At 43.4% G+C, this 25,655-nt stretch carries 21 protein-coding genes; 16 read left to right on the forward strand and 5 right to left on the reverse strand.

The genetic code is table 11. The features are described 5' to 3' along the window. Nucleotides 1–296: 296 nt before the first annotated feature. The 5 genes from purM (at nt 297) to EYR97_RS08165 (ending at nt 6,346) form a co-directional block, all read left to right on the forward strand. Nucleotides 297–1,337: a phosphoribosylformylglycinamidine cyclo-ligase gene (gene purM, locus EYR97_RS08145; RefSeq protein ID WP_131093347.1), complete on the forward strand. Its 1,041-nt coding sequence runs from the start codon at nt 297–299 to the stop codon at nt 1,335–1,337. Beyond that, nucleotides 1,334–1,984, forward strand: coding sequence for a phosphoribosylglycinamide formyltransferase (purN, locus tag EYR97_RS08150; protein WP_131093348.1), 651 nt, complete (start codon nt 1,334–1,336; stop codon nt 1,982–1,984). The genes purM and purN overlap by 4 nt, the downstream gene beginning before the upstream one ends. Further along, entirely contained in the window at nt 1,944–2,675 is a 732-nt protein-coding gene (locus EYR97_RS08155) for a DUF3108 domain-containing protein (RefSeq protein WP_181409135.1), read from the forward strand. The genes purN and EYR97_RS08155 overlap by 41 nt, the downstream gene beginning before the upstream one ends. Nucleotides 2,676–3,102: 427 nt before the next feature. Beyond that, the gene (gene fadE / locus EYR97_RS08160; protein WP_131093349.1) at nt 3,103–5,565 is read left to right on the forward strand and encodes an acyl-CoA dehydrogenase FadE; all 2,463 of its coding nucleotides are present in this window, start codon (nt 3,103–3,105) and stop codon (nt 5,563–5,565) included. 76 nt (nt 5,566–5,641) lie between these two features. After that, on the forward strand, nt 5,642–6,346 hold the full coding sequence (locus EYR97_RS08165; protein WP_242634956.1) for a CAP domain-containing protein: 705 nt from the start codon (nt 5,642–5,644) through the stop codon (nt 6,344–6,346). Nucleotides 6,347–6,376: 30 nt separating this feature from the next. Here EYR97_RS08165 and EYR97_RS08170 read toward each other — a convergent pair whose 3' ends face one another. Further along, nucleotides 6,377–7,012, reverse strand: a complete 636-nt coding sequence (locus EYR97_RS08170) for a response regulator transcription factor (RefSeq protein ID WP_131093350.1) — start codon at nt 7,010–7,012, stop codon at nt 6,377–6,379. 173 nt (nt 7,013–7,185) lie between these two features. On the opposite strand from EYR97_RS08170, the gene cmoA reads away from it, so the two are divergent. The 9 genes from cmoA to EYR97_RS08215 all read left to right on the forward strand — a co-directional run bounded on the left by cmoA (nt 7,186) and on the right by EYR97_RS08215 (nt 17,438). Next, nucleotides 7,186–7,917, forward strand: coding sequence for a carboxy-S-adenosyl-L-methionine synthase CmoA (gene cmoA, locus EYR97_RS08175; protein WP_131093351.1), 732 nt, complete (start codon nt 7,186–7,188; stop codon nt 7,915–7,917). Between the two features lie 64 nt (nt 7,918–7,981). After that, nucleotides 7,982–8,980, forward strand: a complete 999-nt coding sequence (gene cmoB / locus EYR97_RS08180) for a tRNA 5-methoxyuridine(34)/uridine 5-oxyacetic acid(34) synthase CmoB (RefSeq protein WP_131093352.1) — start codon at nt 7,982–7,984, stop codon at nt 8,978–8,980. Between the two features lie 94 nt (nt 8,981–9,074). Further along, entirely contained in the window at nt 9,075–9,947 is an 873-nt protein-coding gene (locus EYR97_RS08185) for a kinase (RefSeq protein ID WP_131093353.1), read from the forward strand. Continuing rightward, nucleotides 9,944–10,753: a mannosyl-3-phosphoglycerate phosphatase gene (locus EYR97_RS08190; protein WP_131093354.1), complete on the forward strand. Its 810-nt coding sequence runs from the start codon at nt 9,944–9,946 to the stop codon at nt 10,751–10,753. Before EYR97_RS08185 ends, EYR97_RS08190 begins: the two co-directional genes overlap by 4 nt. A gap of 12 nt (nt 10,754–10,765) precedes the next feature. After that, the gene (locus EYR97_RS08195; protein WP_131093355.1) at nt 10,766–11,989 is read left to right on the forward strand and encodes a glycosyl transferase; all 1,224 of its coding nucleotides are present in this window, start codon (nt 10,766–10,768) and stop codon (nt 11,987–11,989) included. 5 nt (nt 11,990–11,994) lie between these two features. Further along, nucleotides 11,995–13,749, forward strand: coding sequence for a sugar phosphorylase (locus EYR97_RS08200; protein WP_131093356.1), 1,755 nt, complete (start codon nt 11,995–11,997; stop codon nt 13,747–13,749). A gap of 93 nt (nt 13,750–13,842) precedes the next feature. Beyond that, complete coding sequence (locus EYR97_RS08205) at nt 13,843–14,499, forward strand: phosphoglycolate phosphatase (RefSeq protein ID WP_131093357.1); 657 nt, start codon at nt 13,843–13,845, stop codon at nt 14,497–14,499. A 293-nt stretch (nt 14,500–14,792) separates the two neighbouring features. After that, nucleotides 14,793–16,007 carry a gephyrin-like molybdotransferase Glp gene (glp, locus tag EYR97_RS08210; RefSeq protein ID WP_131093358.1) on the forward strand — a complete coding sequence of 405 codons (1,215 nt, stop codon included), beginning with the start codon at nt 14,793–14,795 and terminating at the stop codon, nt 16,005–16,007. A 66-nt stretch (nt 16,008–16,073) separates the two neighbouring features. Beyond that, complete coding sequence (locus EYR97_RS08215) at nt 16,074–17,438, forward strand: MATE family efflux transporter (RefSeq protein WP_131093359.1); 1,365 nt, start codon at nt 16,074–16,076, stop codon at nt 17,436–17,438. Here the strand turns inward: EYR97_RS08215 and EYR97_RS08220 are convergent. The 3 genes from EYR97_RS08220 to EYR97_RS08230 are packed head-to-tail and all read right to left on the reverse strand — an operon-like array spanning nt 17,408 to nt 20,174. Next, nucleotides 17,408–18,103, reverse strand: coding sequence for an NTP transferase domain-containing protein (locus tag EYR97_RS08220; protein ID WP_131093360.1), 696 nt, complete (start codon nt 18,101–18,103; stop codon nt 17,408–17,410). The genes EYR97_RS08215 and EYR97_RS08220 overlap by 31 nt on opposite strands. Nucleotides 18,104–18,156: 53 nt before the next feature. After that, nucleotides 18,157–19,338, reverse strand: a complete 1,182-nt coding sequence (locus tag EYR97_RS08225; RefSeq protein WP_131093361.1) for a VWA domain-containing protein — start codon at nt 19,336–19,338, stop codon at nt 18,157–18,159. Beyond that, a complete protein-coding gene (locus tag EYR97_RS08230) occupies nt 19,338–20,174 on the reverse strand; it encodes a MoxR family ATPase (protein ID WP_120959111.1) in 837 nt (278 codons plus the stop codon). The genes EYR97_RS08225 and EYR97_RS08230 overlap by 1 nt, the downstream gene beginning before the upstream one ends. Nucleotides 20,175–20,407: 233 nt before the next feature. Between EYR97_RS08230 and cysK the strand changes: the two genes are divergently transcribed. Together cysK and EYR97_RS08240 are read left to right on the forward strand one after the other, a co-directional pair. Continuing rightward, nucleotides 20,408–21,373, forward strand: a complete 966-nt coding sequence (gene cysK, locus EYR97_RS08235; RefSeq protein WP_131093362.1) for a cysteine synthase A — start codon at nt 20,408–20,410, stop codon at nt 21,371–21,373. Nucleotides 21,374–21,669: 296 nt separating this feature from the next. Then, nucleotides 21,670–23,664: a hypothetical protein gene (locus EYR97_RS08240; protein ID WP_131093363.1), complete on the forward strand. Its 1,995-nt coding sequence runs from the start codon at nt 21,670–21,672 to the stop codon at nt 23,662–23,664. Nucleotides 23,665–23,744: 80 nt separating this feature from the next. On the opposite strand, the gene ltrA is transcribed toward EYR97_RS08240, so the two are convergent. Next, complete coding sequence (ltrA, locus tag EYR97_RS08245) at nt 23,745–25,079, reverse strand: group II intron reverse transcriptase/maturase (protein ID WP_131093364.1); 1,335 nt, start codon at nt 25,077–25,079, stop codon at nt 23,745–23,747. Between the last annotated feature and the right edge of the window lie 576 nt (nt 25,080–25,655).

A 25,655-nucleotide genomic window follows, 5' to 3' on the forward strand; every position in this document is an offset into this window, starting at 1 on the left:
GGTTTAATTTCACCCACAAAATGAAAAAGATTGTAAACCCGTTGAATAACTACTCCAAAGTGTGAAGCAATACTACAGTACAATTCGTATCTGACAGTTTTTTGAAGTGAATTAATCGATAAATAGGACTAAGCAACTGATTAAAATACACAACTACACATCACTATCATGTTTGCTCAACTAATATTTATGTAGAAACCATAAAAAAGACCATAAATTCTCGGTGACAAATTGGACTTGTGCCTACTAACTGGTAGAATCCGCGTTTTTCTACCTCTTAGTTCCAGGGCCCAACCGTGAGCGAAAATAAAACCTCTTTAAGTTACAAAGATGCAGGCGTTGATATCGACGCAGGAAATCAACTTGTTGAACGTATTAAATCTGTTACCAAAAAAACTCACCGTCCCGAGGTGAAAGGTAATTTAGGTGGATTCGGCGCATTGTGTTCGCTTCCAACAAAATACAAACAGCCTCTTCTTGTATCTGGCACAGACGGTGTGGGTACGAAACTACGTGTTGCTATGGACGCAAACCGCCACGATGGCGTAGGTATCGATTTGGTGGCTATGTGTGTAAACGACCTTATTGTTCAAGGTGCAGAGCCCCTATTCTTCCTTGACTACTATGCAACAGGCAAACTAGACGTTGACGTTGCTGCATCCGTTGTTACAGGTATTGGCGCAGGCTGTGAACTTGCAGGTTGTGCGCTAATTGGTGGTGAAACAGCTGAAATGCCGGGTATGTATCACGACGGCGATTACGATATTGCCGGTTTTTGCGTTGGCGTGGTAGAAGCTGATGATGTGATTGACGGCACCAATGTTAAACCAGGACAAAAGCTTATTGCTCTTGGTTCTTCGGGTCCTCACTCTAATGGTTATTCGTTGGTACGAAAAATCATTGAAGTAAGCGGCGCTGACGTAAATGAAACACTTAACGACAAGCCAATTATTGACCACCTACTCGAACCTACGCGTATCTACGTTAAATCGGTTCTTGCCTTATTAGAAACCGTTAAAGTAAGCGCAATATCACACATTACAGGTGGTGGCTTCTGGGAAAACATCCCTCGCGTATTACCTGAAGATGCCAAGGTAGTTATTGACGAAAGCACGTGGGAATGGCCTGCCATTTTTTCTTGGTTGCAAGAGAACGGAAACGTTACGCGCCACGAGATGTATCGCACATTTAACTGTGGTGTAGGTTTGGTTATTGTTGTAGACGAAGCCGATGCTGATAACGCAGTAAGTATCTTAAAAGCGCATGGCGAAAATGCGTGGCTAATTGGTGACATTGCTGCGAAAGACGGCGACGAACAAGTAGAGATCAACGCGTGAGTAAACCGGTTACCAAATTATGCGTGTTAATTTCAGGTAATGGCAGTAACTTGCAAGCCATCATCGATGAAATAAAAGCGCAACGTCTCAATGCTACGATTGCTGGTGTTATCAGTAATCGCCCCAATGCTTTTGGCTTAGAGCGGGCTAAAGAAGCTGGTATTGAAGCAGTATGCTTAGATCATATGAACTATGACGATCGCGAGAGCTACGATGCAGCACTGAAGGAACAAATTGACGCATTTGAAGCTGACTGTGTTGTTCTTGCCGGTTTTATGCGAATTCTTACGCCAGAGTTCGTAAATAGTTTTTCTGGAAAATTAGTGAACATTCACCCGTCTTTGTTGCCAAAGTACAAAGGGTTGAATACGCACCAAAGAGCAATCGACAATGGCGACGAAGAACATGGAGTCAGTGTTCATTTCGTTACCCCCGAACTCGATGGCGGTCCGGTTATCATTCAAAGTCGCGTGCCGGTTTTTGAGGATGATACAGCCAGTGACCTTGCTGAGCGTGTTCAAGAACAAGAGCGCCGTATCTACCCACTTGTGCTGTCTTGGTTCAGTGAAGGCAGATTGATGATGCGCAATAATAAGGCAGTATTAGATGATCAAGAACTTCCAGAATCTGGTTATGCGAGCGACTAAACCGCTCGCGGCATGTGCGCTACTGACATTGTCAGTGGCCACTTATGCTGATGAGGCATTTTCTTTTACCCCCTACAAAGCCACATACACCGCATATAAGTGGGGTGATGATGTAGGTGAAGCTAATATTGAACTCTCCCAGCTTGGAGAGAACCAATATTCGCTACTGTATACGTCTAAGGTCTCAAAGTTTTTTCTTTCTGATAAACGCAGTGAGCATTCCATTTTCACCATTGATGACAACAGCGTTATTCCCTCTCAATACTTTTACAATCGCTCGGGTACGGGTCCAGACAAAGCATTGAAGGTAACGTTTAGCCATCAAGGAGAAGGAAAAATAAGCGTCGACAATGGAGAGACATTTGAATGGCAGGGCGAATTCGATAATCAACTTTATCGCTTAGATTTGGCCAAACAGCTAGCCAAAGGTGAAACCTCACTCGATTATCAGTTTGTGAACTATCGCGGTCAATTAAGGCATTACGGTGTTGAAGTTATCGATGATGAAACGCTATCGCTGCCCTATGGAAAAATAGAAACTGTGAAAGTTAAGCTAATTCGCGATTCAAAAAAACGAGAAACCTTCGCATGGTTTGCTCCATCTTTGAACTACGCACTAGTGCGACTTCAACAGTTTAAAGATGGCGATGAGCAAGGTGACATTAAATTGAAATCATTCGTGACTCAATAACTTCACAATAACCTCGCGCTTTTTTAGCACTGCAGTTAGAAGTTACTCTTACTGCAGTGCAATCAATTTTGCCCTTTCTTTTTAATCTTAATCTCTTATTTTCTTAGTCTGAATTTGTTGAGTTTTTCAGATTGCTTAAACGTCTTACAAAGATAAATACGCTCTAATACCAAGCCTAGCCACAAAGTCTGACAGTCATGCTGAGTGGGTAAACTTCTATGCGGACTGGTATAACTACTCGTTACTTCAAACAACTATTTATCTCGCTGTTAGTAGAATATTCATGTAAAAATCTTGATCTTTACGCCATTAAATAATAGGTTTACACCATGCTGGTCAGACCTCAATTTTCAAGGCGAATTTAGTGTTTCTTTCGTACAATTGAGAAGTCACCCACGTTATGTTCAACGCCTCTCAGGAGTGAAGTATGGCAGATTTTATATGGTTTTTGCTGGTGGTTTTAGCACTAGCGGTGGCGAGTTATCAGCGAACAAGCTTGGTAACGGCGGTTGCCATGGGCGCAGGGGTTATGGTTCTAGGTACCCTATTTGGTGATATCGGCCTGTTCGGTTGGGTTGTTTACCTAGCATTAACACTTCCTTTTACGTTGTCGAATATCAGACAACAGCACATTTCTACTAAACTACTTGCTTTCTATCGTCGCGTAATGCCCGAGATGTCAAGCACAGAGCAAGAAGCAATTGACGCTGGTACTGTGTGGTGGGATGGCGATATTTTCAGCGGCAAGCCCGACTGGGACAAACTTCACCGCATTCCGAAAGGTCGATTAACAGCTGAAGAACAAGCGTTTCTAGATGGTCCGTGTGACAAAGTTTGTTCGATGGTAGATGAATGGCAAATTAACCACAAAGACGCAGATCTCCCCCCTGAAATTTGGGCGTTCCTGAAAGAACACAAATTCTTCGCCATGATCATCAAAAAACAATATGGCGGTTTGGAATTTTCTGCCTACGCACAATCTCGCGTACTTCAAAAATTGGCGGGTGTGAGTGCGGTTTTATCTAGCACCGTAGGTGTGCCTAACTCATTAGGCCCAGGCGAACTGCTACAGCATTACGGCACCAAAGAGCAACAAGACCACTACTTACCACGCCTAGCGGCGGGTGAAGAAGTACCTTGTTTTGCGTTAACAGGCCCTGAAGCAGGCTCTGACGCAGGCGCTATTCCTGATGTGGGTGTAGTGTGTAAAGGTGAGTTTAACGGTGAAGAAGTGTTGGGTATGCGCCTTACCTTCAACAAGCGTTACATCACACTAGCGCCTGTTGCGACGGTAATTGGTCTTGCGTTTAAACTGCAAGACCCAGACGGTTTATTGGGCGACAATAAAGAGCCAGGTATTACTTGTGCTCTTATTCCTCGCGACACTAAAGGGTTGGAAATTGGTCGTCGTCACTTCCCGCTTAATACACCGTTCCAAAACGGTCCTATTAAAGGTGAAGATATCTTTGTGCCTATCGACTACATCATTGGTGGTCCGAAAATGGCTGGTCGTGGCTGGCGCATGTTGGTTGAATGCTTATCTGTAGGCCGTTGTATTACATTACCATCTTCTGCCGCAGGTGGTGCTAAGTCAGTGTCTCTTGCTACGGGTGCCTATGCGCGCATTCGCAGACAGTTCCGCATGCCTGTTGGTCATATGGAAGGCGTTGAAGAAATGCTAGCGCGTATTGGTGGTAATGCCTACTTGATGGACGGCGTTACCCGTTTTTCTACCGTAGGTGTAGACCTTGGTGAAAAACCGTCGGTTATCTCTGCTATTTGTAAATATCACCTTACCGAAAAAATGCGTCAAATTATCAATGACGCTATGGACGTGCACGGTGGTAAAGGCGTCATGCTTGGGCCAAATAACTACTTAGGTCGTGGATACCAAGGTGTACCGGTTTCGATTACGGTTGAAGGTGCGAACATTCTTACTCGTAACATGATGATTTTTGGTCAAGGTGCAATGCGTTGTCACCCTTACGTACTAAAAGAAATTCAAGCTGCATCTATTGAAGACAAGAAAGACGCGTTGAAAGCGTTTGATAAAGCAGTATTTGGTCACATTGGTTTTGCAGTTGCTAACACGGTTCGCAGCATCTGGTTCTCGCTAACCAACGGTGCGTTCAGCAGTGCGCCATTTACTGACGAAACAGCACGTTATTACAAACTACTTCAAGGCTACAGTGCTAACCTAGCCCTACTTACCGATGTATCAATGGGCGTATTAGGTGGTGATCTTAAACGTCGTGAACGCTTGTCAGCCCGTTTGGGTGATATTTTAAGTGGTCTTTACTTGGGCAGTACTACCCTTAAGCGTTTTGACGAAGAAGGACGTTTAAAAGAAGACTTACCGCTTCTTCATTGGGCAATGCAAACCACGCTGCACGACATTGAAACGGCAATTGATGATTTTTTAGCAAACTTCCCCAACAGAGCGATAGCTGTAGCGATGCGCGCCATGGTTATTCCGTTTGGACGTCGAATTGGTAAGCCATCTGACAAAACCGAACACGCTATTGCTCAAATGCTTCAAACGCCGTGTTCTGCACGCAGCCGCTTAGGTTATGGTCAGTACTTAACCCGTGAAGAAGGCAGCCTAATGGGTGACTTGGAGCAAACGTTGGATGATGTATTAGCCAGTGAGCCTATTTTTGAGCGTATTTGTAAGCACAAAAAAGCTAAACTACCGTTTACTCAACTAGATAAGCTTGCTGACGATGCCCTTTCAGAAGGGATTATTAACGAGGATGAAGCAAGTTTACTACGCAAAACCGAAGCAGGAAGACTACGCACTATTAACGTAGACGATTTCGACCACGAAGAACTTGTGGCTAAAATCAACTCTTCCAGCACCGCGAAAAAGCGAAGCGGTAAAGCTGCTTAATTTTTCGAAAGTAAACAAGGGTCGCTTAAGCGGCCCTTTATTTTTTGAAAGACTGAATAATAGACTGGTCAATAAATTGGTTAATAAACTATTTAGCAAGATGTTTAATACGATACCCAATATCAAACTTAACGCGATAATATGGCAATCCTTTCTATGTGGTCTTGCCATTATTTTTTCATTTCCTGCCTTAGCCGACACCACTCAGTTTGATTGTGGAAATACGCCACAAGCAAAAGCGCTTGCCTTGCGCATTGCCACTGATCCTAAGCAAATGAGAACGCGCCTAGTGTGCAACCCAACGTTGGTCAAGATTGCAGAAGAGAAAGCTGAAGATATGGCCTCTCGGGGGCTTGTCTCACACTTTTTAGGTGGCAGCCCAAATACCCGTATTCGCGATGCAGGCCTTGTTCTACCAGAATATTATGGCGATGCCATGAGTAATCAAGTGGAAGCCCTAGCTGGAGGCTATAAAGACGCCGATGACGTGTGGTTTGCATTTAAAACGTCATACAGCCATAAAATTCACCTGCTGGCTGAACTCCCCTTTTATCAAGAACAAGATCAAATTGGCATTGCCTTTTATAAAGACTACGCTACGCCACATGTTGAGTACTGGGCCATTTATTTAACCAAATTGGTCGGAATTGACGATGAAACACCTGAGAATAAACAAGTATATACGTCTAAAAGGAAGAAGTTTGACGACATTCCTGACAAGGGACTGGGTATTATTACTAAAGACGGTGAAGTAACGTTTAAACCAATCAAAACGAACTAGGACGCTCGTTTTGTTTGGTCGTTTTATGCATTAATGTAATTGAAGCTTGTCCATCAACAACACAGCTTGAGTACGTGTGTTAATTTCTAATTTGCGAAGTATGGCACTAATGTGCGCTTTAATTGTCGCCTCGGTAACATTCATTTCGTGGGCAATTTGCTTATTCATTAAACCAGCACGAAGGTATGACAACACTTGAATTTGCTTCGGTGTAAGCTCGCGGAAACGCTGCAACAACACTTTTAACTCGTCGTCCACCTTCTCAAGCTCATCATCCATTCCCTCTGGTAACCAGCGTTTACCTGCAATCATATCGACAATCGCCTGCGCAATCGCTTTTGTGGCAGAAACCTTGGGAATAAAGCCTTGAGCACCAAGACTCATGACTTGTGCAACAACTTCGACACTGTCGCTACCTGAAATAACGCCAACAGGAATATTTGGAAACTTCTCTTTTAACGATATCAAACCGTTAAAGTATTCCCCGCCCGGCATATTCAAATCAAGGAGTACTAACTGGACACCGTCAAACTCGTTTAACTTAACAATGGCATCGTCGAGGCTACCAGCCTCAAGAATGTGTGCATTTTCTAGATAGGGTTCTAACGCGCCGCTCAACGCTTCGCGAAACAGTGGGTGATCGTCTGCGACTAGAATTCTCGTCATTAGCGTTACTGCTTCCTTGGTTTATTATTTATCTAGATTAATACTTTAGTTTAGTAACGAAAACCCCTAAAACCCAAATATAATCAAAATTGTAATAAAATTTGGTGTTTTAGATTGGCATTTTCCTATCAGACGGTAAAATTGCCGCCCAAATTTGTAATTAAAGGCTTATTGTGAAGAAACACGACAACATCTATGCAACCCCACTGAATAAAGTAGCCGACTTTAGCTTTGACGAATCTGTGGTTGATGTGTTTCCCGATATGATCCAGCGTTCAGTGCCTGGCTATGAAACCATTATTCATACCATTGGTGAGTTAGCCAAAGATGCCGTCACCGATAACTCTACCGTTTATGATTTAGGGTGTTCTTTGGGTGCGGCGAGTTTGTCCGTTGCTCGAGCAACTCAAGACAAAACATGTAACATTATTGGCGTCGACAGCTCATCGGCTATGGTTGAACGATGCAAACGTGTGGTGCAAGCATTCACGTTACCCAACCCCATTAATATTAAACAAGCCATGGCTCAAGACATCGCAATTGAAAACGCATCAATGGTGATCATGAACTTTACGCTGCAGTTCATTCCGCCAGCAGATCGCGAAGCGCTGCTAACCAAGATTTACCAAGGTCTAAACCCAGGTGGCATACTGGTTTTGTCTGAGAAAATTCGCCATCCTTCTCGTGCAGGGAACGAATTACTTATCGACCTACATCACCAGTTCAAGCGAAACAACGGCTACAGCGAGCTGGAAGTTAGCCAAAAGCGCGCGGCGTTAGAAAAAGTCATGTTAACCGACACCTTTGGTGAGCACGAAACGCGTCTAAAAAATGCCGGCTTCAGCGATGTGGTAATGTGGTACAAATGCTATAACTTTACCTCTATGGTAGCCATAAAAGCATAAATTAACTGTACGTATTTTGTCGTTTATTCCCCCTTTTATCTGTTTACATTAAATTGAGATGACTATGAGTAAACTAGAACAGACTTGGTTACACGAGTGTTATCAGTCGTTATTAGACAGCCCACTTTCTCATTGGCTACAAACCCTGCCGGCGCTTATGGATAACTGGCAGCGCACGGGTAAGCACGGTGAATTTGATAAATGGTGTCGACTCATAGCGAAGTTACCAACGCCCAATGTAGACACTGTAGAATTAGCAGAAAGTGTAACTGTAGCACCATCGCAAGATATTAACCCTTACACTCAAAAGCAAATTGAAGGACTGTTAAAACAGTTTATGCCTTGGCGTAAAGGCCCTTACCACATTCACGGTATCCATATCGATACTGAGTGGCGTTCAGATTGGAAATGGGACCGCGTTGCTCCGCATATCGCTCCGTTAGCAAATAGGCAGGTATTAGATGTTGGATGTGGCAGCGGCTATCACATGTGGCGCATGTTGGGTGCTGGTGCGTCTCAGGTTATTGGCGTAGACCCAACTCAACTATTTTATATTCAATTTCAAGCAATCAAACACTTTATGCAACACGATAGTGTTGCTAGCGAACGCATTCACTTTTTGCCAATGGGCATCGAGGAAATGCAGCCTTTAAAGGCCTTTGATACTGTATTTTCTATGGGCGTTTTGTACCACCGTAAAGACCCCCTCGCGTTCTTAACTCAGCTTAAAGACCAGCTGCGCAAAGGTGGCGAGCTTATTCTTGAGACACTTGTTGTCGATGGCGATGAGAACACCGTATTAATGGCCGGTGAACGTTACGCACAAATGCGGAATGTATGGTTTTTACCGAGCACGGCAGCGCTAACAGTGTGGCTTGCACGTTTAGGTTTTGAAAATATACGGGTTGTGGATATTAACCATACGACGTTAGATGAGCAACGCGCAACACAATGGATGGACACACAATCTTTGAAAGATTTTCTCGATCCTAACGATATTACACGAACCATTGAAGGCTACCCTGCACCACAACGAGCCGTGCTTGTTGCCAACAAAGCCTAAACTCACCAAAGTGGTTCTACATTCTATTTTGGCATAAATGTTGTAACCCTAGTCTGCTAGAGTGTAAGTATTCTGCATTGATTAGGGTGACAACATGGACATACATGGCTTTTTAGCAGCACATCAATTGCCAAGTAGTTATGCAGACATTGCACAACAATGGTTCACGCCATTATGTGAACGACTTATCAAGCACCAAAATGGTGCGGACAAACCTTTTATAATTGGTATTAATGGTTGTCAAGGTTCAGGTAAATCAACATTAACAAGTTACATCGATGCCTACCTGACATCTGAACACAACAAGCGAGTTGTGGTTCTTTCTATCGACGACTTTTACTTAGATCAATCGGCACGCAATGCCCTTGCAATTAAAGTACACCCGTTACTTAAAACCCGCGGTGTACCAGGCACGCACAACCTGCCTCTTGCCTTGAAAACCTTTCGACAGTTAACGCAAGGTATACCCTCTTCACTACCTCGCTTTAACAAAGCCATAGATAACCCCTTCCCCATCGATTCATGGCCACTGGTAAGTGATATGCCTGAATTCATTATATTGGAAGGCTGGTGTGTAGGCGTAGGTGCTGAAGCGAATGAACGTTTAAAATCGCCGGTTAACACTCTGGAGGAAAATGAAGATCCACTTGGTATTTGGCGAACTTACGTCAATACTGAATTAGCCGGTGAATACCAAACGCTGTTTGACCAAATCAATTACAGCATCATGCTTAAAGCCCCATCTTTTGATTGTGTTTACCAATGGCGCTTAGAACAGGAACACAAACTTGCTAATTCGGCAAAAGGCGATGTTTCAGGCGTGATGAGTGATGAAGAAGTGGCAAAGTTTGTGCAGTACTATCAAAGAATTACAGAACATGCACTACGTACATTACCCAGTATGTGCGACACCGTTTATACGCTCGATGATAGAAGAGCCATAACTAAACAGGACGTAAATAAATGACGAAAACGCTTGTTTTCACTGATATGGACGGCACGCTGTTAGACCACCATACCTACTCTTTTGAGGCGGCGAAACCGGCTTTATCGGCATTGGAACAAAAAGATATACCAGTGATACCAACCACCAGCAAAACCTTTGCTGAACTGCAACCGCTGCGCGAGCGCATTGGTTTAGATGGCCCATTTATCATTGAAAATGGTGCTGCGATATTTATTCCCCATGGTTTTCTAAAACAGAAACCCAGTGGCACAGTTTGGATTGACGGGTACTGGTGTAAGGCATTTATATCAAATAAGAATTATTGGATAAAACTGCTTGAAAAAATGGGCAGTGAATTCGATGGAAAATTTAAGCAGTTTTCTAAAATGTCACTCGAAGAGATTCAAGAGGCAACAGGCCTCGACGAATACTCAGCGTCGCTAGCAGCTAAACGTCAGTTTGGTGAGCCCATATTGTGGTTAGGCAACGAAGAAGAAAAGCAACGCTTCATGAAAATTGTCAAAGATCGCGGCGCTTTTCCACTGGAAGGTGGCCGCTTCATACACATTTCGGGCAACTGCGACAAAGGGCAAGCCTTGAAATGGCTTGCCAGCGAATACCAAAAACAATTTGCCACAAAAGTAAACACAGTGGCTCTTGGTGATGGGAAAAACGATGTTGCTATGCTTGAGGCTGCGCACGTTCCTATCAGAATTTTATCACCGGTAAATCCTCCACCAGCAATAAAAAAAGAAGAGGTATATACCAGCACCCTAACAGGCCCTGAGGGCTGGAATGAAATGCTAACGCAATTATTATCTTTATGATCCGGAGGACACATGGCTGATTTTTATCAAAATGGTGTGGTTACAACGTTACATAACTTGGCTCGTCGTCCCACCGAGGAGCTAGAAGCAGAGTTGCTTCAGTTTTCGCAAAAGCGCCCAATGGCACTTATCTTACCTTCACTCTTTTCCGAACTTGAAGGGGATGCCCTTCCTCATATTGTCGACGAACTTACTGGCGTTCCTTACTTATCCGAAATTGTCATCGGTTTAGACCGCGCCAATCAAGATCAGTATAAACACGCATTAAAATTCTTTGGCAAACTGCCACAGCATCACCGCGTTTTATGGAATGACGGGCCGCGTTTAAAAGCACTTGATGAAGAGCTACAAGAGCAAGGGTTGGCCCCTAAGGAACTAGGTAAAGGCAGAAATGTTTGGTACTGCATGGGTTATGTGTTGGCATCAAACCGCGCCGAATCTGTCGCGCTTCACGATTGCGACATTGTGACCTATGAGAAGGACTTATTGGCACGTCTTATCTACCCTGTTGCCAACCCCATGTTTAACTACGAATTCTGTAAAGGCTATTACGCGCGTGTTGCCAACGGCAAAATCAATGGTCGCGTTTCACGTCTATTAGTTACCCCACTACTACGCGCGTTAAAGCGCATTATGGGTGACAACGAATACTTAGAGTTCATGGACAGCTTCCGCTACCCGCTTGCTGGTGAATTCTCTTTTAGACGCGATGTGCTTAACGACATTCGCATTCCAAGTGATTGGGGTTTAGAAATTGGCGTATTGTCTGAAATGCACCGCAACTATTCTCACAACCGTTTATGCCAAGCGGATATCTGCGATATTTACGATCACAAACACCAAGACTTATCGTTGAATAACGATGAAGGTGGTTTGTCTAAAATGTCTATCGACATTACTAAAGCAATATTCAGAAAGTTAGCAACGCAGGGTTATACATTTAGTAATGAGATGTTCCGTTCAATTAAAGCTACTTACTTCCGCATTGCGCTAGATTTCATTGAAACCTATCACAACGACGCGGTGATGAATGGGCTTAGCTTAGATATTCACAGCGAAGAGAAAGCGGTTGAAATGTTTGCCAGTAACATTATGAAGGCTGGACAGAACTTTCTTGAAAACCCAATGGAAACGCCGTTTATTCCTAGTTGGAACCGTGTAACAAGTGCCGTTCCTGATATTCTTGAACGCCTGTTAGAAGCCGTAGAAGCTGATACAGCAGAATTTATGGAGTAAATAACATGGCATGGGAACTACTCCATGAAAGAGTGGTGCATCATTTGGAAAGTATCTACGCCGACGTGGCGTTAGATACCTCCTATGAAGCCCTCGCAACCGATTTATTAAATACCATAGGTATACAGTCGGAAGCCGACATCGCTGCGCCTCAATCCCACTATAACTATTGGGATGAAGACGATATTGTTATGATCACCTATGGCGATAGTGTTATTGAAGAAAATGTGCGCCCATTGGTGTCGCTTAACCGCTTCTTACATCGCTATTGTAAGAACACTATCAATAATGTACATATACTGCCATTCTTCCCCTACAGTTCAGACGATGGCTTTTCAGTCATCGATTACTCAACAGTAAATGAAGCTTTGGGCTCGTGGGATGATATTGAGGTAATATCGAAAGACTATGGCTTAATGGCAGACTTGGTTATTAATCACTGTTCTGCGCGTAGTGTTTGGTTCGATAACTTTATTAAAGGCGAAGGACCGGGTTCTGATTTCTTCTTTACCGCGGATCCGGCTGAAGATTTGTCGATGGTTACACGCCCTCGCGTGTCTCCTCTTTTACGTGAAACCGAAACCGCCAATGGTACCAAACACGTATGGTGTACTTTTAGCCACGACCAAGTAGACTTCGATTTTAGAAACCCCAAAGTGCTATTGGCTTTTGTTGACATTATTCGTTTGTACATCGACAAAGGCGCGAAGTTATTCCGCTTAGATGCCGTAGCATTTCTATGGAAAATCCTTGGCACAACTTGCATTAATTTGGCCCAGACTCACGAAGTGATTCGCCTTCTTCGTACGCTTATAGAGCATGTTGATCCTTCGATAATCATTATTACCGAAACCAACATTCCCAACAGAGAAAACCTCACCTATTTTGGGAATGCCAACGAAGCCCACGCCATTTATAACTTCTCTTTACCACCACTGTTGGTGAATACCTTAGTTACAGGCGACTGTACCTACTTGAAGAGTTGGATGATGAGTATGCCACCGGCACAAAACGGCACGGCATATTTTAACTTTATCGCATCGCATGATGGCATTGGCCTGCGCCCAGCGGAAGGGCTGTTAAGTGAAGAAGAGATATCTGAGCTTGTGCATACCATGCAGCACTTTGGCGGCAAAGTATCGTGGCGAGCCTCAGATCACGGACAACAAAAGCCCTACGAAATAAACATAACTTTGTTTGATGCACTACAAGGTACAACCAAAGGGCCTGATAAATATCAAGTAGACCGATTTATTTGTGCTCACGCTATTATGCTTGGTATGGAAGGTATTCCGGGTATCTATATTCACAGTTTGTTGGGCACGTCCAACGACTATGAGAAAGTGGCTAACACAGGTCAAAACCGTTCAATTAACCGTCGTCGCTGGGACTTACGTGAACTAGAAGCCTTGCTTGATTCGCCCTTTTCACAGCATCACAAAGTGCTGACTCGGTTATCGCAACTTATTCGCATACGAAAAGCCCAACCGGCATTTCACCCAAATGCAACGCAGTTTACTTTGCAGTTAGGTAATCAAATTTTCGGTTTTTGGCGACAAAGCCTAGATAGAAAGCAAAGTATTTTCTGTATTAGTAATATCTCGGATGAAGAACAAACTATTCTGCTTACCGACATCAATTTAATTGGTACAGACAACTGGATAGATCTCATTACCCGAGATGAAATAGCGCTTTCTAATGGTGCTATTCAGTTAAAACCCTATCAGGTTATGTGGATCAGTAACCAAGATTTTGAATAACTCTATTTAAAACAAGCTTATAACACCTGTTGTATCACTGCAGCAGGTGTTATGCTTCCCCTACTTCACACCCAAAGCTAAAATGCATACCCGATGACGCAAATATCCACCTTCATTTTTGACCTAGACGGTACGCTTGTAGACTCTGTGCCCGACCTAGCCGTTGCGTTAAATAAAACGTTAGTTGAATTTTCGCTGCCAACCCATGCAGAATCGGTTATTAGAAACTGGGTAGGCAATGGTGCTCGTGTATTGGTAGAACGCGGTTTACGCGCTAGTATCGATTCGCCAAAAGAAGAGGATATAGACAACGCGTTGGTGCGTTTTTTACTACACTATCGAGAAGCGGTTTGCGTGCATTCAGCGCTTTACAAGGGCGTAGAAAACACCTTACGGACGTTGCATAACCAAGGTTTCAACTTGGCTTTAGTTACCAATAAACCATTTGAATTTATTGCACCCATATTAGAGGCATTCTCCCTTACGTCGGTGTTTTGTATTGCCTTAGGTGGCGACTCGTTGAAAGAAAAGAAACCTTCTCCTATGCCATTACTGCATGTTTGTAATGAGCTTGGTGTTGGCGTCAACCAATGCATCATGGTGGGAGACTCTAAAAACGATATACTGGCAGCGAAAGCAGCAAGCATGAAAAGTATAGGCTTAACGTACGGTTACAACTATGGCCAAGATATAAGCCAATACAACCCCGATTGGGTATTCGACTCGTTTGAGGAAATACTTTCGCTGTGATTAGCTGTAACTAGCTTTAATTAACAAGTTCAATTTGCTCTGTATTCACCTAGCTTTGCATTCACCTAGTGCAGTAATTGCCGAGCTTTGAAGACGCTTAGCTTTCCAGCCCCTCAACCTTATTAACTGTTAACTTGCGTTAAACACCATACTATATGACATAGCAATACCAATCCACTTAGGAGTTTACCCACTCTGAGAGGGTAAACTCCTAAGTGGATTGGTATAAACTTTGGTTTCGCTACGGTTTTTCTGTAATATCCTGCTGTTTTTAGTCTCTGGGAGTAATAGGCATGTCATCTAAATGGCTTTCACTGGAAGAAGCGCTATCAAACGTACTTAATGCTGCTGATGTTGTCACCGATATCGAGCCCATTAGTTTATTTGAAGCAAACAACCGCATACTTGCAGAAGACGTGGTCGCGCACCTTGACGTCCCGCCTTGGGACAATTCCGCAATGGACGGTTTTGCTGTTAACGCAGATGAAGTAAACACTAATATGCCGTTAACCATACAAGGCACCATTACCGCAGGTATGGAAGCGGATACACCGCTTAATAAAGCAAGTGCGATAAAAATTATGACAGGCGCCCCCCTACCTGCCGGCGCTAATGCCGTGGTGATGATTGAAAACACCGACATCAACAATGACAAAGTGATAATTAATCAGCGCCCAAGTGAAGGCGAAAATATTCGTCGCCAAGCCAATGACATTGCCAAAGGCGATGTGCTGATAGAAAAAGGTACTCGCCTTAAAGCCGAACATTTAATGCTACTGTCATCACAAGGTTTAAATACAGTTAACGTGTACAGAAAGTTGCGCGTAGGCATAGTAGCCACAGGCTCAGAGCTTGCAGCGCCTGGCACTACTCGACTTAGTACACAAATATTTGAGTCGAACCGCGTTGGCATTAGCAGCATATTGCAGGAAGAAAACACCGATATTATCGATTTTGGCATTGTTGAAGATAACGAAGCCTCGTTGCGTGCTCTATTTTTAGAGGCCAGTAAAAAGGTTGATGTAATGGTAAGCAGTGGCGGCGTATCTGTCGGCGATGCCGACTATGTAAAAGACATCATTTGTGAACTTGGCACAATCGATTTTTGGAAAGTAGCGATAAAACCAGGTAAACCTTTTGCGTTAGGTAAAATTAACCAAACGCTTTTTTGCGGCTTACCAGGTAACCCCGTGTCATCTTTCGTAACCGCCAAGCTACTTGTGGTGCCAGCCATTCGTAAAATGCAGGGACAAAGCGCCGCCTTTAAACCGCTTTATGTTAATGCCACTTTAACGCAGGACGTACGCAACCGAGGAGGCAGGCGAGATTTTCAACGGGCAACCATGGTACAAACGCAAAATGGCGATTGGGAAGTAACCCCGTTTAAAACCCAAAGCTCTGGTGTGATGACATCCATTACCTCAGCAAATTGCTTCTTAGTGGTTGATGAAAATAGCGCATCGCTTCCCAAAGGAGCAATTGTGCCTGTAATGCCATTTTCCTTGTAGTTTTATTGGTGTTAATGAAAGCGTAAGCATGCCTTCTAAACGCCCTTTTTATCAGAGACACAAAACGTGAACAAAAAACGCTTCCTTGTGGAAGGCAGAGATATACTAAAACTAGCGTGGCCCTTATTAGTTGCCCAAATAACACAAATGTTAATGGGGGTTAGCGATACTATTATGGCTGGCCGTTACAGCGCTACCGACATGGCCGCCGTAGCACTGGGGTTCAGTATCACGGTGCCGCTATTGTGCTTTATTCAGGGTATTGCCCTTGCACTTCCGCCGTTAATATCCAGATTACAAGGTAACAAACAACTTCACGATATTGCCGACACCAGCCAGCAAGCGGGCTATTTGGTGTTTTTTGTGGGCTTGGTGGTCGCATTACTTTTGCCGTTTACTGGCAATATTGTGTCACTGTTCCCCATGGCGCCAGAGCTGTATAGCATTACCGTTGATTATGTGAATTACGTGTTGCTGGCAATGCCCGGTTTTGCTTTATATCAGTGGCTACGTAACTATTGTGAAGGGTTAGGAAAAACCAAGCCCACAATGACCATTACCGTTATTGGGTTACTTGCCAACATAGTGGGCAACTACTTGTTTATATATGGCGCAGGCCCTATTCCCGCTATGGGTGGAGCGGGTTGTGGTGTTGCTACCGCTATAGTTATTTATACCATGTTTATTGCTACCTTTGTTTATGTGCGCTTTTCTCCTGCACTACAAAAGTACAATCTGTTCGGGCATTTATATAAACCTAACTTAAACACCATTAACCGCACCTTCAAGCTTGGCTTACCCATTGCCATGACCATACTGTTTGAAGTAACGTTATTTTCACTGGTGGCGTTATTACTAGCCCCGTTTGGCGCTACCACTGTGGCAGCACACCAAGTGGCCCTTAACTTCTCGGCGCTGATGTTTATGTTCCCCATGAGCATTGGTATGGCAGCGGCCATTAGAATTGGATATAGAATTGGCCAAAACAATCAACGACAAGCCAAAATAGCCGCGCGCACGGCAATTCTTATTGGCTTTTGCACCGCGGCGTGTACTGCTACGTTTACCTTGGTTGCCAAAAGCTTCATAATTGGTTTGTACACCAGTGATGATGCTGTTTATACCTTAGCCAATGCACTCCTTATATACGCCGCACTGTTTCAGTTGTCAGACGCCGTTCAGGTTATCTCGGCCAACGCCTTACGCGGCTATAAAGACACAACAGCCATGTTTATTATTACGTTTATATCCTATTGGCTTATAGGGCTTCCGACAGGCGTAATTTTGGGTAGAACCAACTGGATAACCGCTGAACCAATGGCGGCAGCTGGTTTTTGGATTGGTTTTATCGTGGGTTTAAGCGCTGCTGCGGTAATGCTTGGTGCGCGTTTATTGTATATTCAGCGCCCTTCGGCGGCACTTCGCCATTGATCCCAGTCTTGTGGTGTGTCGATATCGTATTGCGCGTTAGGTATCGACACATCAGTAACTTTCCCATGATTTTTCCACGCAGCAATAATGGGCTTTGCCCCTGTATCACCAGTAAGTGTGAGTAATTCAGTAAACGCGGAGCGTGGAAAAATAGCCGGCACTGTACGTTTGTTCATTCTTTTTCCCACGTCATGGGTATTTGATGCACTCCATGTACTGCAAATAATGTGTTCTGGGTTTGCACGAGAAGCAGTAATAAGCTGTAAAAAATCATCTTGGTTAATACTGGCGAGATCGCCCAACGTAACCAACAAATGGGTGGGTATGTTTGGCTGACCACACCAAACATTTACGCCTGTACGAAGGCTTGAAGCAATACCCTCTTCCCAGTTTTCATTGTATACAACAGTGGCTGAAGAAGGCTGAAGTGAGCTTTGTACACTATCAACCCACTTACCACAGACTACCAATGGCACGTTAGGAAAGTCTTTCTTAGCATCTTTAGTATTAACTTGAGATAAGGTGTTAACAAGCACATCAGTACAGTGAGCAATGAGTGCTTGCTTAGAGCGAGGATGTACAGACAGCAGTTTGTTACCACCAAAGCGCTTACTTTGGCCACCGGCAAGGACCAGGCTTGCTAAATAATATTCGCTAGATGGCAATGCCCTTGCTCCTTGTTCCTTGATCCTAGTACCTTGTTCCTACTTAAATAAAACTAGCGGCTTCTACTTAACCCTTTAATGGCCTCGGTAAGGCCTTCCAGTGTCAAACCATACATTCTGTCTTCCATAATTTCACGCATGATCTTAACCGAAGCATAGTACGGCCAGTAGTTTTCTGGCTGTGGGTTTAACCACACTGCGTTGTTAAAATGATTGAGTAAGCGCTGCATCCACACGCTGCCTGGCTCTTCATTCCAGTGCTCTACGCTACCGCCAGGATAGGTGATCTCATAGGGCCCCATAGTGGCATCGCCCACAAAAATAACTTTGTAGTCTTTGCCGTAACGATGGATGATATCCCAAATAGAGATACGCTCTTTGTTGCGACGTAAATTGTCTTTCCACACCTCTTCATAAACACAGTTGTGAAAATAAAAATACTCTAAGTACTTAAATTCAGTTTGTACTGCTGAAAACAACTCTTGGGTACTTTTGACGTGAGGATCCATAGAGCCACCAACATCAAAAAACATCAGTACTTTTACCGCGTTGTGCCGTTCAGGCGCCATGTGTATGTCAAGCAGCCCACCTTTTTTCGCTGTTTCACCAATGGTGGTAGGCACATCAAGCTGCTCGCTGGCACCGGTTCGAGCGAACTTACGCAGTTTACGCAATGCAATTTTGATATTGCGAGTACCCAGCTCTACATCCGAGCTTAAGTTTTTGAACTCACGCTTATCCCAAACCTTAACCGCAGAGAATTTTCTGTTGCCCTTTTGCCCTATTCGAATACCTTCAGGATTATCGCCATAGGCACCAAATGGCGATGTACCGCCTGTACCTATCCACTTGTTGCCCCCTTGGTGGCGCTTTTGTTGTTCTTCCAAGCGCTTTTTAAGGGTTTCCATCAGTTCTTCTAGGCCACCAGCTTTGCGCAATGCTTCGCGCTCTTCAGGGCTTAAGTTTTTCTCAATTTCCCTTCTCAGCCATTCTTCGGGAATCTCTTTGCCGAATAAATCGATAGACTCAACGCCTTCAAAATATTCAGCAAACGCCCTATCGAATTTATCGTACTGGGTTTCATCCTTAACCATAATGGTACGAGACAAGCTGTAAAAGGCCTCTATATCGGCATACACCACGTGCTTTTCCAAGGCGCTTAGCAAATCAAGTAACTCGCGAAGCGTGGTTTTAACCTGATATTTTCGTAGCGTGAAAAAGAACTGAATAAGCATTAGCGGCGCGCCATAAAGACCAGTTTTTCGAACAAGTGAATATCTTGCTCGTTTTTAAGTAGTGCCCCGTAAAGCGGCGGAATTGCGGCTTTGCCGTCTTTTGAGTGTAAAGCTTCAGGTGGAATATCTTCAGCCACAAGCAACTTCAACCAATCAATTAATTCAGACGTAGACGGTTTTTTCTTAAGGCCGGGTACATCGCGAATTTCAAAAAACGCTTTTAACGCTTCATCAAGTAGCTTTTTCTTCAAATCAGGAAAATGCACATTCACAATTTCCTGCATTTCTTCTGGGTTAGGAAATTGAATGTAGTGGAAGAAACAGCGGCGTAGGAACGCATCAGGCAGTTCCTTCTCGTTATTAGACGTAATAATAACAATGGGGCGCTGTTTAGCGACAACGCGCTCTTGCGTTTCATAAACAAAGAACTCCATTTTATCGAGCTCAAGTAGCAAGTCGTTGGGGAATTCAATATCGGCTTTGTCGATTTCGTCAATTAATAAGACCGGGCGCTTCTCTGCGCTGAACGCTTCCCAAAGCTTACCTTTAACAATGTAGTTGCCAATATCGTGAACGCGATCGTCACCTAATTGAGAGTCGCGTAAACGGGAAACTGCGTCGTATTCGTACAAACCTTGCTGCGCTTTTGTGGTGGACTTAATGTGCCATTGAATAAGCTCTGTACCCAAACTTTCGGCCAACTCTTCGGCCAACATGGTTTTACCCGTTCCAGGCTCACCTTTAATTAAAAGTGGGCGTTCAAGGGTGATGGCGGCGTTCACCGCAAGTTGTAAATCTTTGGTAGCGATATAATTAGACGTGCCACTAAAAGCCATTCTTGTTGTACTCCGTTTAATTTTTCGTCTTCATGTATTTTAACAATAACATATAGCTAAAAAACACTTTGCATTTTAGCAATTGGGACCAATGATATAAGGGTATGGCGAAATCCCCTAATTCAGGCTATGAATTATTAACTATTAAAAAGGTCGTACCGTTAACGACAGATTGAGTTTCCTAGGGCTTTTATACGAGCCCCAGACTTAAAGGAACAAGGTAAGGATTAAAAATGAACGTATTTGATGACAATTCCCTATCTATTGGCCGCACGCCACTAGTTAAGCTAAACCGCGTAACTTCAGGTAATGTTTACGCAAAAATTGAGTCGCGTAACCCGAGCTTCAGCGTAAAGTGCCGTATTGGTGCAAACATGATTTGGGATGCAGAAAAACGCGGTGTCCTTACTGCCGGCAAAGAAATTGTAGAGCCTACCAGTGGTAACACGGGTATTGCCCTTGCTTTTGTAGCGGCGTCTCGTGGTTACAAGCTTACCTTAACTATGCCTAGCAGCATGAGCCTTGAGCGCAGAAAACTACTTAAAGCGCTTGGCGCAAACTTAGTACTTACTGAAGCCCCTAAAGGCATGAAAGGTGCAGTTGCAGCAGCCCAAGAAATTGTAGATTCAGACCCAGAAAAGTACGTATTGCTTCAGCAATTCGACAACCCAGCAAACCCAGCTATTCATGAAAAAACCACTGGCCCAGAGATTTGGGAAGACACAGACGGTAAAGTAGATGCGTTTGTAGCGGGTGTAGGTACAGGTGGTACTATTACTGGTGTTAGCCGTTACCTTAAGAACACCAAAGGTAAAGCTATTACCTCTATTGCTGTTGAACCAACAGACTCGCCAGTTATTACACAAGCCCTTGCGGGTGAAGAACTAACGCCTGGCCCACACAAAATTCAAGGTATTGGCGCAGGCTTCATTCCTGGTAACTTGGACTTGAGCTTAATTGACGAGGTTGAGCAAGTGACTAACGAAGAATGTATGGAAATGGCGCGCAAGCTAATGACCGACGAAGGTATTCTTGCTGGCATTTCATCGGGTGCAGCAGTAGTTGCAGCGAAACGCTTTGCAGAACGTCCAGAAAACAAAGACAAGGTGGTTGTAGTATTACTAGCAAGTGGTACAGAACGTTACCTAAGTAGCCCACTGTTCGCTGGCGCATTCGACGAGCAAGAAGAAGTGCAATAAGCGCAACATTGAAAACTTTTTAAGAGCGAGGCAAATGCCTCGCTTTTTTATTTCTAGCTACAAAAAAACTTTACTAATAAACATTGAAAAACATTTTAAGAAACACCAAAAATAAAAGAAAATTTCCGCTTCTAGCCCCCACCCTTTTCAAATTAAAACGTAAGACATTGATATAGTTTTATTTACGTGCGACAGTAAATGAATTATTTGAGTGATATACGGACTTTATCCACCTTGCATAAAGGACTTTTTCCGTACACTAAATTGTTATGCCGATAGTCGAGAATGGAGTTAAATTGTCTACTGAAATTAAAATAATAGAGAAATCACTAAACTATGTTTCTTTTTTGCAAAAAGGGAACGAACCTCGCAGCCATAAAGAAGCTTTAAATTGTTTAGTGGCGTTCTTAAAAGCAATCGAAAAACTCTCCCGAAATAAAGAGCGCTATACAATCAAGGTAGGCATCGAAACGCCTGAAGGAAAAAAAGATGTTGAGTTGCTAGAGAATTGTGGTTTTGTATTACATCATTTGTATCCAGTTATACTATCCTCCCCAGATTTAAATAAAATCGAAAAATATTTTGAAGTAACAACTAAGTTCCTTGAGTCAATCTATGTCTCTGATATATCTAAAACATACATAATTGATTTCGAAAATAAGAATTTTAAGGAGCTAATAGAAGAATCGTTTTTAATTAGTTCTCAAGGTTTGTCAGCAATAAATGCAAGGATAAAGCTCTGCGGCACCGGACTTTCAAGTTCCAATGATGAAATTTTTGGTGATGAAAATTCTATACGTAATGTTTTTTCAACATATATCTCTAAAGCATTAGCAATCTTTGTCTCTAAAGGACAATTTATGCAAGCAGGGGATTTCTTAAATGAACTGCTAGAAGCAGCAAATTCATCAATTGAACGATCAGTTTTAGTAAATACTATAGTGTCTCACAATGCTTCCTATAACTTAAGAAGTCGTGCTGAGCTTAACGAGCTCATAGATGAATATGAAGAAGTAATAAGCGATGATGATTTAGAGTATTTAAAGATCACTGTGAATTCTGAACCCGGAGGAGTTCAGGTTCATGGCTTTTCATTTGGTAATGGAACGCTTTCGAAAACTTCAACAAAGGGTAAAAATGTTGTCACTCTAATACGTTTCTCAATTCCATCTGCTTGTTGTAATACAGATCAACAGGTAATCAACATTGATGAAAGATTAGAAATTGTATTATCCCCCGTTTCAGCTTTTTGGGCTGATCCCATGTTTAAAATTATGAGTGGTTGGAACATAGCAAATATGGGGTGGAGCCACTACTGTGATGTTGAACCTGAAGAGGGAAGGAATTACACCCATATTCTTATTGCAATTAGAGAGTTATATATTCCTGATGTTGAATTAAATGAAACTGGCTATACCAATATAGACTTCTCAGAAAAAGAAGCTTTGATTGGTCGAACTTATTACCCACATAAAGAATTTGTTGTTCAGACACTTTTAGAAAATTTGATAGAACTACAAAAACACATAGAAATTGATAGGAAAGATATAAATATAAATATGTTCTCTAATTATTTTGTTCAGCATATTGACGAAATGACAGGAGAAAACATACATCACAAACTATACGCAATAACAAATCCAGATTCCTACTCTAAGACTCTAACTAGGTTTATTGAAAGACTTAATAGTGTAAATTTGAATGACAGATTTATTGATATTCGAGAGTTGATACTTGCAACCAAAATTGAAACTGAAAAAAGCTTAAAAGAATTTGTTTATAGGTGTGTAGACTTATTTGTAAAGCACAATATCGAAAACCATGGCGGCTATAAATATTTGTGGAAGAACGATAAAACAGGAAAGCAGGTTCCTTGCCGTGAGCCAGAGTCTCAACCTTATATATTTAGCCACTTGAGAGCTATTTTTGATTTTATGGGAATACAAATTTCTCGGGAAGTTGAAAGCTCTAATGGAGAAATAGATTTTTTGGTTTCATTTACTAACAGTCAGAATAAACTACTCAGATTATGTGTTGAATTAAAGTTAGCCCATGCAGATAAAGTAGAGGAAGGGTTAACTAAACAATTGCCAGCTTATATGAGAGGTGAACGTTGTAAACATGGCATTTATTTGGTTCTGTGGTACAAGTGTGAATTGTTTGAACGACCAACTAAATATGACACTTTGAGTGACTTGGAAGCTCAACTTAATAAAATAAATGCTAATAAAAACATATTCAGTCTTATTATTGATTGCACTAAACCTTTAGCTCCTTCGAAGTTGAGGTGACAATCGGCATAATCGGGTAGCCGGTGGTATCTAGCCTCCAGCCCCCACAACACCCTGCATGCGGCTCCGCACAGGGCGTTTCATTTAGGATAGTGAAGCGCAATCCATCCATCACGCAGTGAATAAAGCCCTTCGGATTTTAAGTAATCAAGAGATAACGCCTGATTGATCCCCGGAGATTTTGCACTACGCCATGGTCCTTTGCTGGTGATACCACACGCCACCGCAGCTTGAACATGCACGCCCAGTCTCATTAAGTTTCGTACCTTGGTGCGGGGCTTTCGCCACTGACGCCAGTAAGCCATTCTCACTCTGCGCCGGATCCAGTGATCCAGTTCTACGCAGCGCTGATATCCACTGGCGATACCAAAGTAATTTATCCAGCCTCGTAAATATTGACTGAGTTTAAAGAGTTGGTATTGCATCGATACGCCCCAGTTGCGATTCGTTAACCGTCGAACCTGCTGTTTAAACTTCATCAGGGTCTTCGGGTGCCATTGAATGCGGCCTGCCTTGAAGGTGAATCCAAGGAATTTGCTTTCACTGGTTTTAACGACGTGGCTTTTGGTTGTATTAACCACCAACTTCAAGCGGTGACTCAGGAATCTGCTAATGCTATTGAGCACACGTTCACCCGAACGGGGCGTCTTTACCAGTATGGTAAAATCATCCGCATATCGGGCAAATTTGTGACCCCGTTTCTCAAGCTCTTTGTCCAATGGGTCGAGCATGATGTTTGCCAACAGCGGCGATAATGGCCCGCCCTGAGGGACACCTTCTCGACTCTCACTATAAAACTGGTTATCGATAACCCCAGCTCGTAAGTAACGTTTAATCAGTTTAAGCAATCGCTTATCTTTCACTTTATAGCCAAGGTAGGTCATGAGTAAATCGTGATTAACGCGGTCAAAGAACTTAGACAGATCAACATCCACGGCAAAACGACGTCCCGTTTTGATAATGCTGTTTACCTGCTTCACGGCTTGCTGCCCATTTCGATTTGGTCTGAATCCAAAGCTATTATCTGAGAAGGTTGGGTCGAAAATAGGCGTAAGGACTTGAGCAATCGCTTGTTGGATCACACGATCAACGATAGTTGGGATCCCTAATTGACGTTTTCCGCCATCAGGTTTGTCAATCTCAACGCGTTTCACCGGTGAAGGTTGGTATTGGCTTGAGCGAAGCTCAGTCATAACACGTTTCCAGTTTCCGGCGTTTGCCCAAGCGGGGAAGTCATCAATGGTCATGCCATCAATGCCAGCGGCCCCTTTGTTGGCTCGAACCTGTTTCCATGCCGACACAAGATTGGAAGGCTTGAGAAAAAGTTCGAGTAGATCTGCGCTAAAGGCTGGCTGCTCATCAGTACGCTGAGTCACGTCACTACCGGACGGCATTCGTGTGTTCAAGTCTGACAAGGCTCCTCCTTTGTTCTAAATGTTCCGGCCTTCACCGTGTCCCAGCCATTACGCTGGGCATTTGGCTACTATGCCGTCTGCTGACTTCTGCTTTATCACCGCCACAGTTACCTGTAACAGCGCTATCGGTTTGCATCGAATTCGCTCGCAGTTGATGATGCGTTTCCGCTGCGCCAAGGCACTTGTATACCAGAGCCTTACTGGTATTTACCGATCGCTCGTAAAGCAGATCTCCCCAGATAAGAGCATGGACTGTCTCTGCACTGCTGCATCATTTACGGTGGCCGTTAGATCACATGGTTTCGTTGTCTTGTGCCAACTCACCTCCAGCCTACGCCTCATATGATGTTCTTGTTCATCAGCTCGCAGATTTGCTAGCGGCTTCCTCCAGACTATCTCTCACGATTTAGCCCTTGCCATTCGCTAGTAGTTAGCGTTGAATAACAGTGTGTTAAACAACGGTGATCTTCCTACAGAGGACTTTCACCTCATTAGTTCATGTCCATGCTGGGCGTACACAAGGCGCTGCTGCAGGACAAATTTTCCGCTGCGCTCCAAATTTGCCGCAGAGCGCGG

This window comes from Alteromonas sp. KUL42 (assembly GCF_006538325.1).
Classification (GTDB): domain Bacteria; phylum Pseudomonadota; class Gammaproteobacteria; order Enterobacterales; family Alteromonadaceae; genus Alteromonas.

Coding starts and splice junctions, on each gene's coding strand:
- EYR97_RS08195 (WP_131093355.1), top strand. CDS start 10,766: ATGGCTGATTTTTATCAAAATGGTGTGGTTACAACGTTACATAACTTG.
- EYR97_RS08170 (WP_131093350.1), bottom strand. CDS start 7,012: ATGACGAGAATTCTAGTCGCAGACGATCACCCACTGTTTCGCGAAGCG.
- EYR97_RS08155 (WP_181409135.1), top strand. CDS start 1,944: ATGATCAAGAACTTCCAGAATCTGGTTATGCGAGCGACTAAACCGCTC.
- EYR97_RS08225 (WP_131093361.1), bottom strand. CDS start 19,338: ATGCTTATTCAGTTCTTTTTCACGCTACGAAAATATCAGGTTAAAACC.
- glp (WP_131093358.1), top strand. CDS start 14,793: ATGTCATCTAAATGGCTTTCACTGGAAGAAGCGCTATCAAACGTACTT.
- cmoB (WP_131093352.1), top strand. CDS start 7,982: ATGAGTAAACTAGAACAGACTTGGTTACACGAGTGTTATCAGTCGTTA.
- EYR97_RS08230 (WP_120959111.1), bottom strand. CDS start 20,174: ATGGCTTTTAGTGGCACGTCTAATTATATCGCTACCAAAGATTTACAA.
- EYR97_RS08205 (WP_131093357.1), top strand. CDS start 13,843: ATGACGCAAATATCCACCTTCATTTTTGACCTAGACGGTACGCTTGTA.
- EYR97_RS08190 (WP_131093354.1), top strand. CDS start 9,944: ATGACGAAAACGCTTGTTTTCACTGATATGGACGGCACGCTGTTAGAC.
- cysK (WP_131093362.1), top strand. CDS start 20,408: ATGAACGTATTTGATGACAATTCCCTATCTATTGGCCGCACGCCACTA.
- EYR97_RS08200 (WP_131093356.1), top strand. CDS start 11,995: ATGGCATGGGAACTACTCCATGAAAGAGTGGTGCATCATTTGGAAAGT.
- EYR97_RS08185 (WP_131093353.1), top strand. CDS start 9,075: ATGGACATACATGGCTTTTTAGCAGCACATCAATTGCCAAGTAGTTAT.
- fadE (WP_131093349.1), top strand. CDS start 3,103: ATGGCAGATTTTATATGGTTTTTGCTGGTGGTTTTAGCACTAGCGGTG.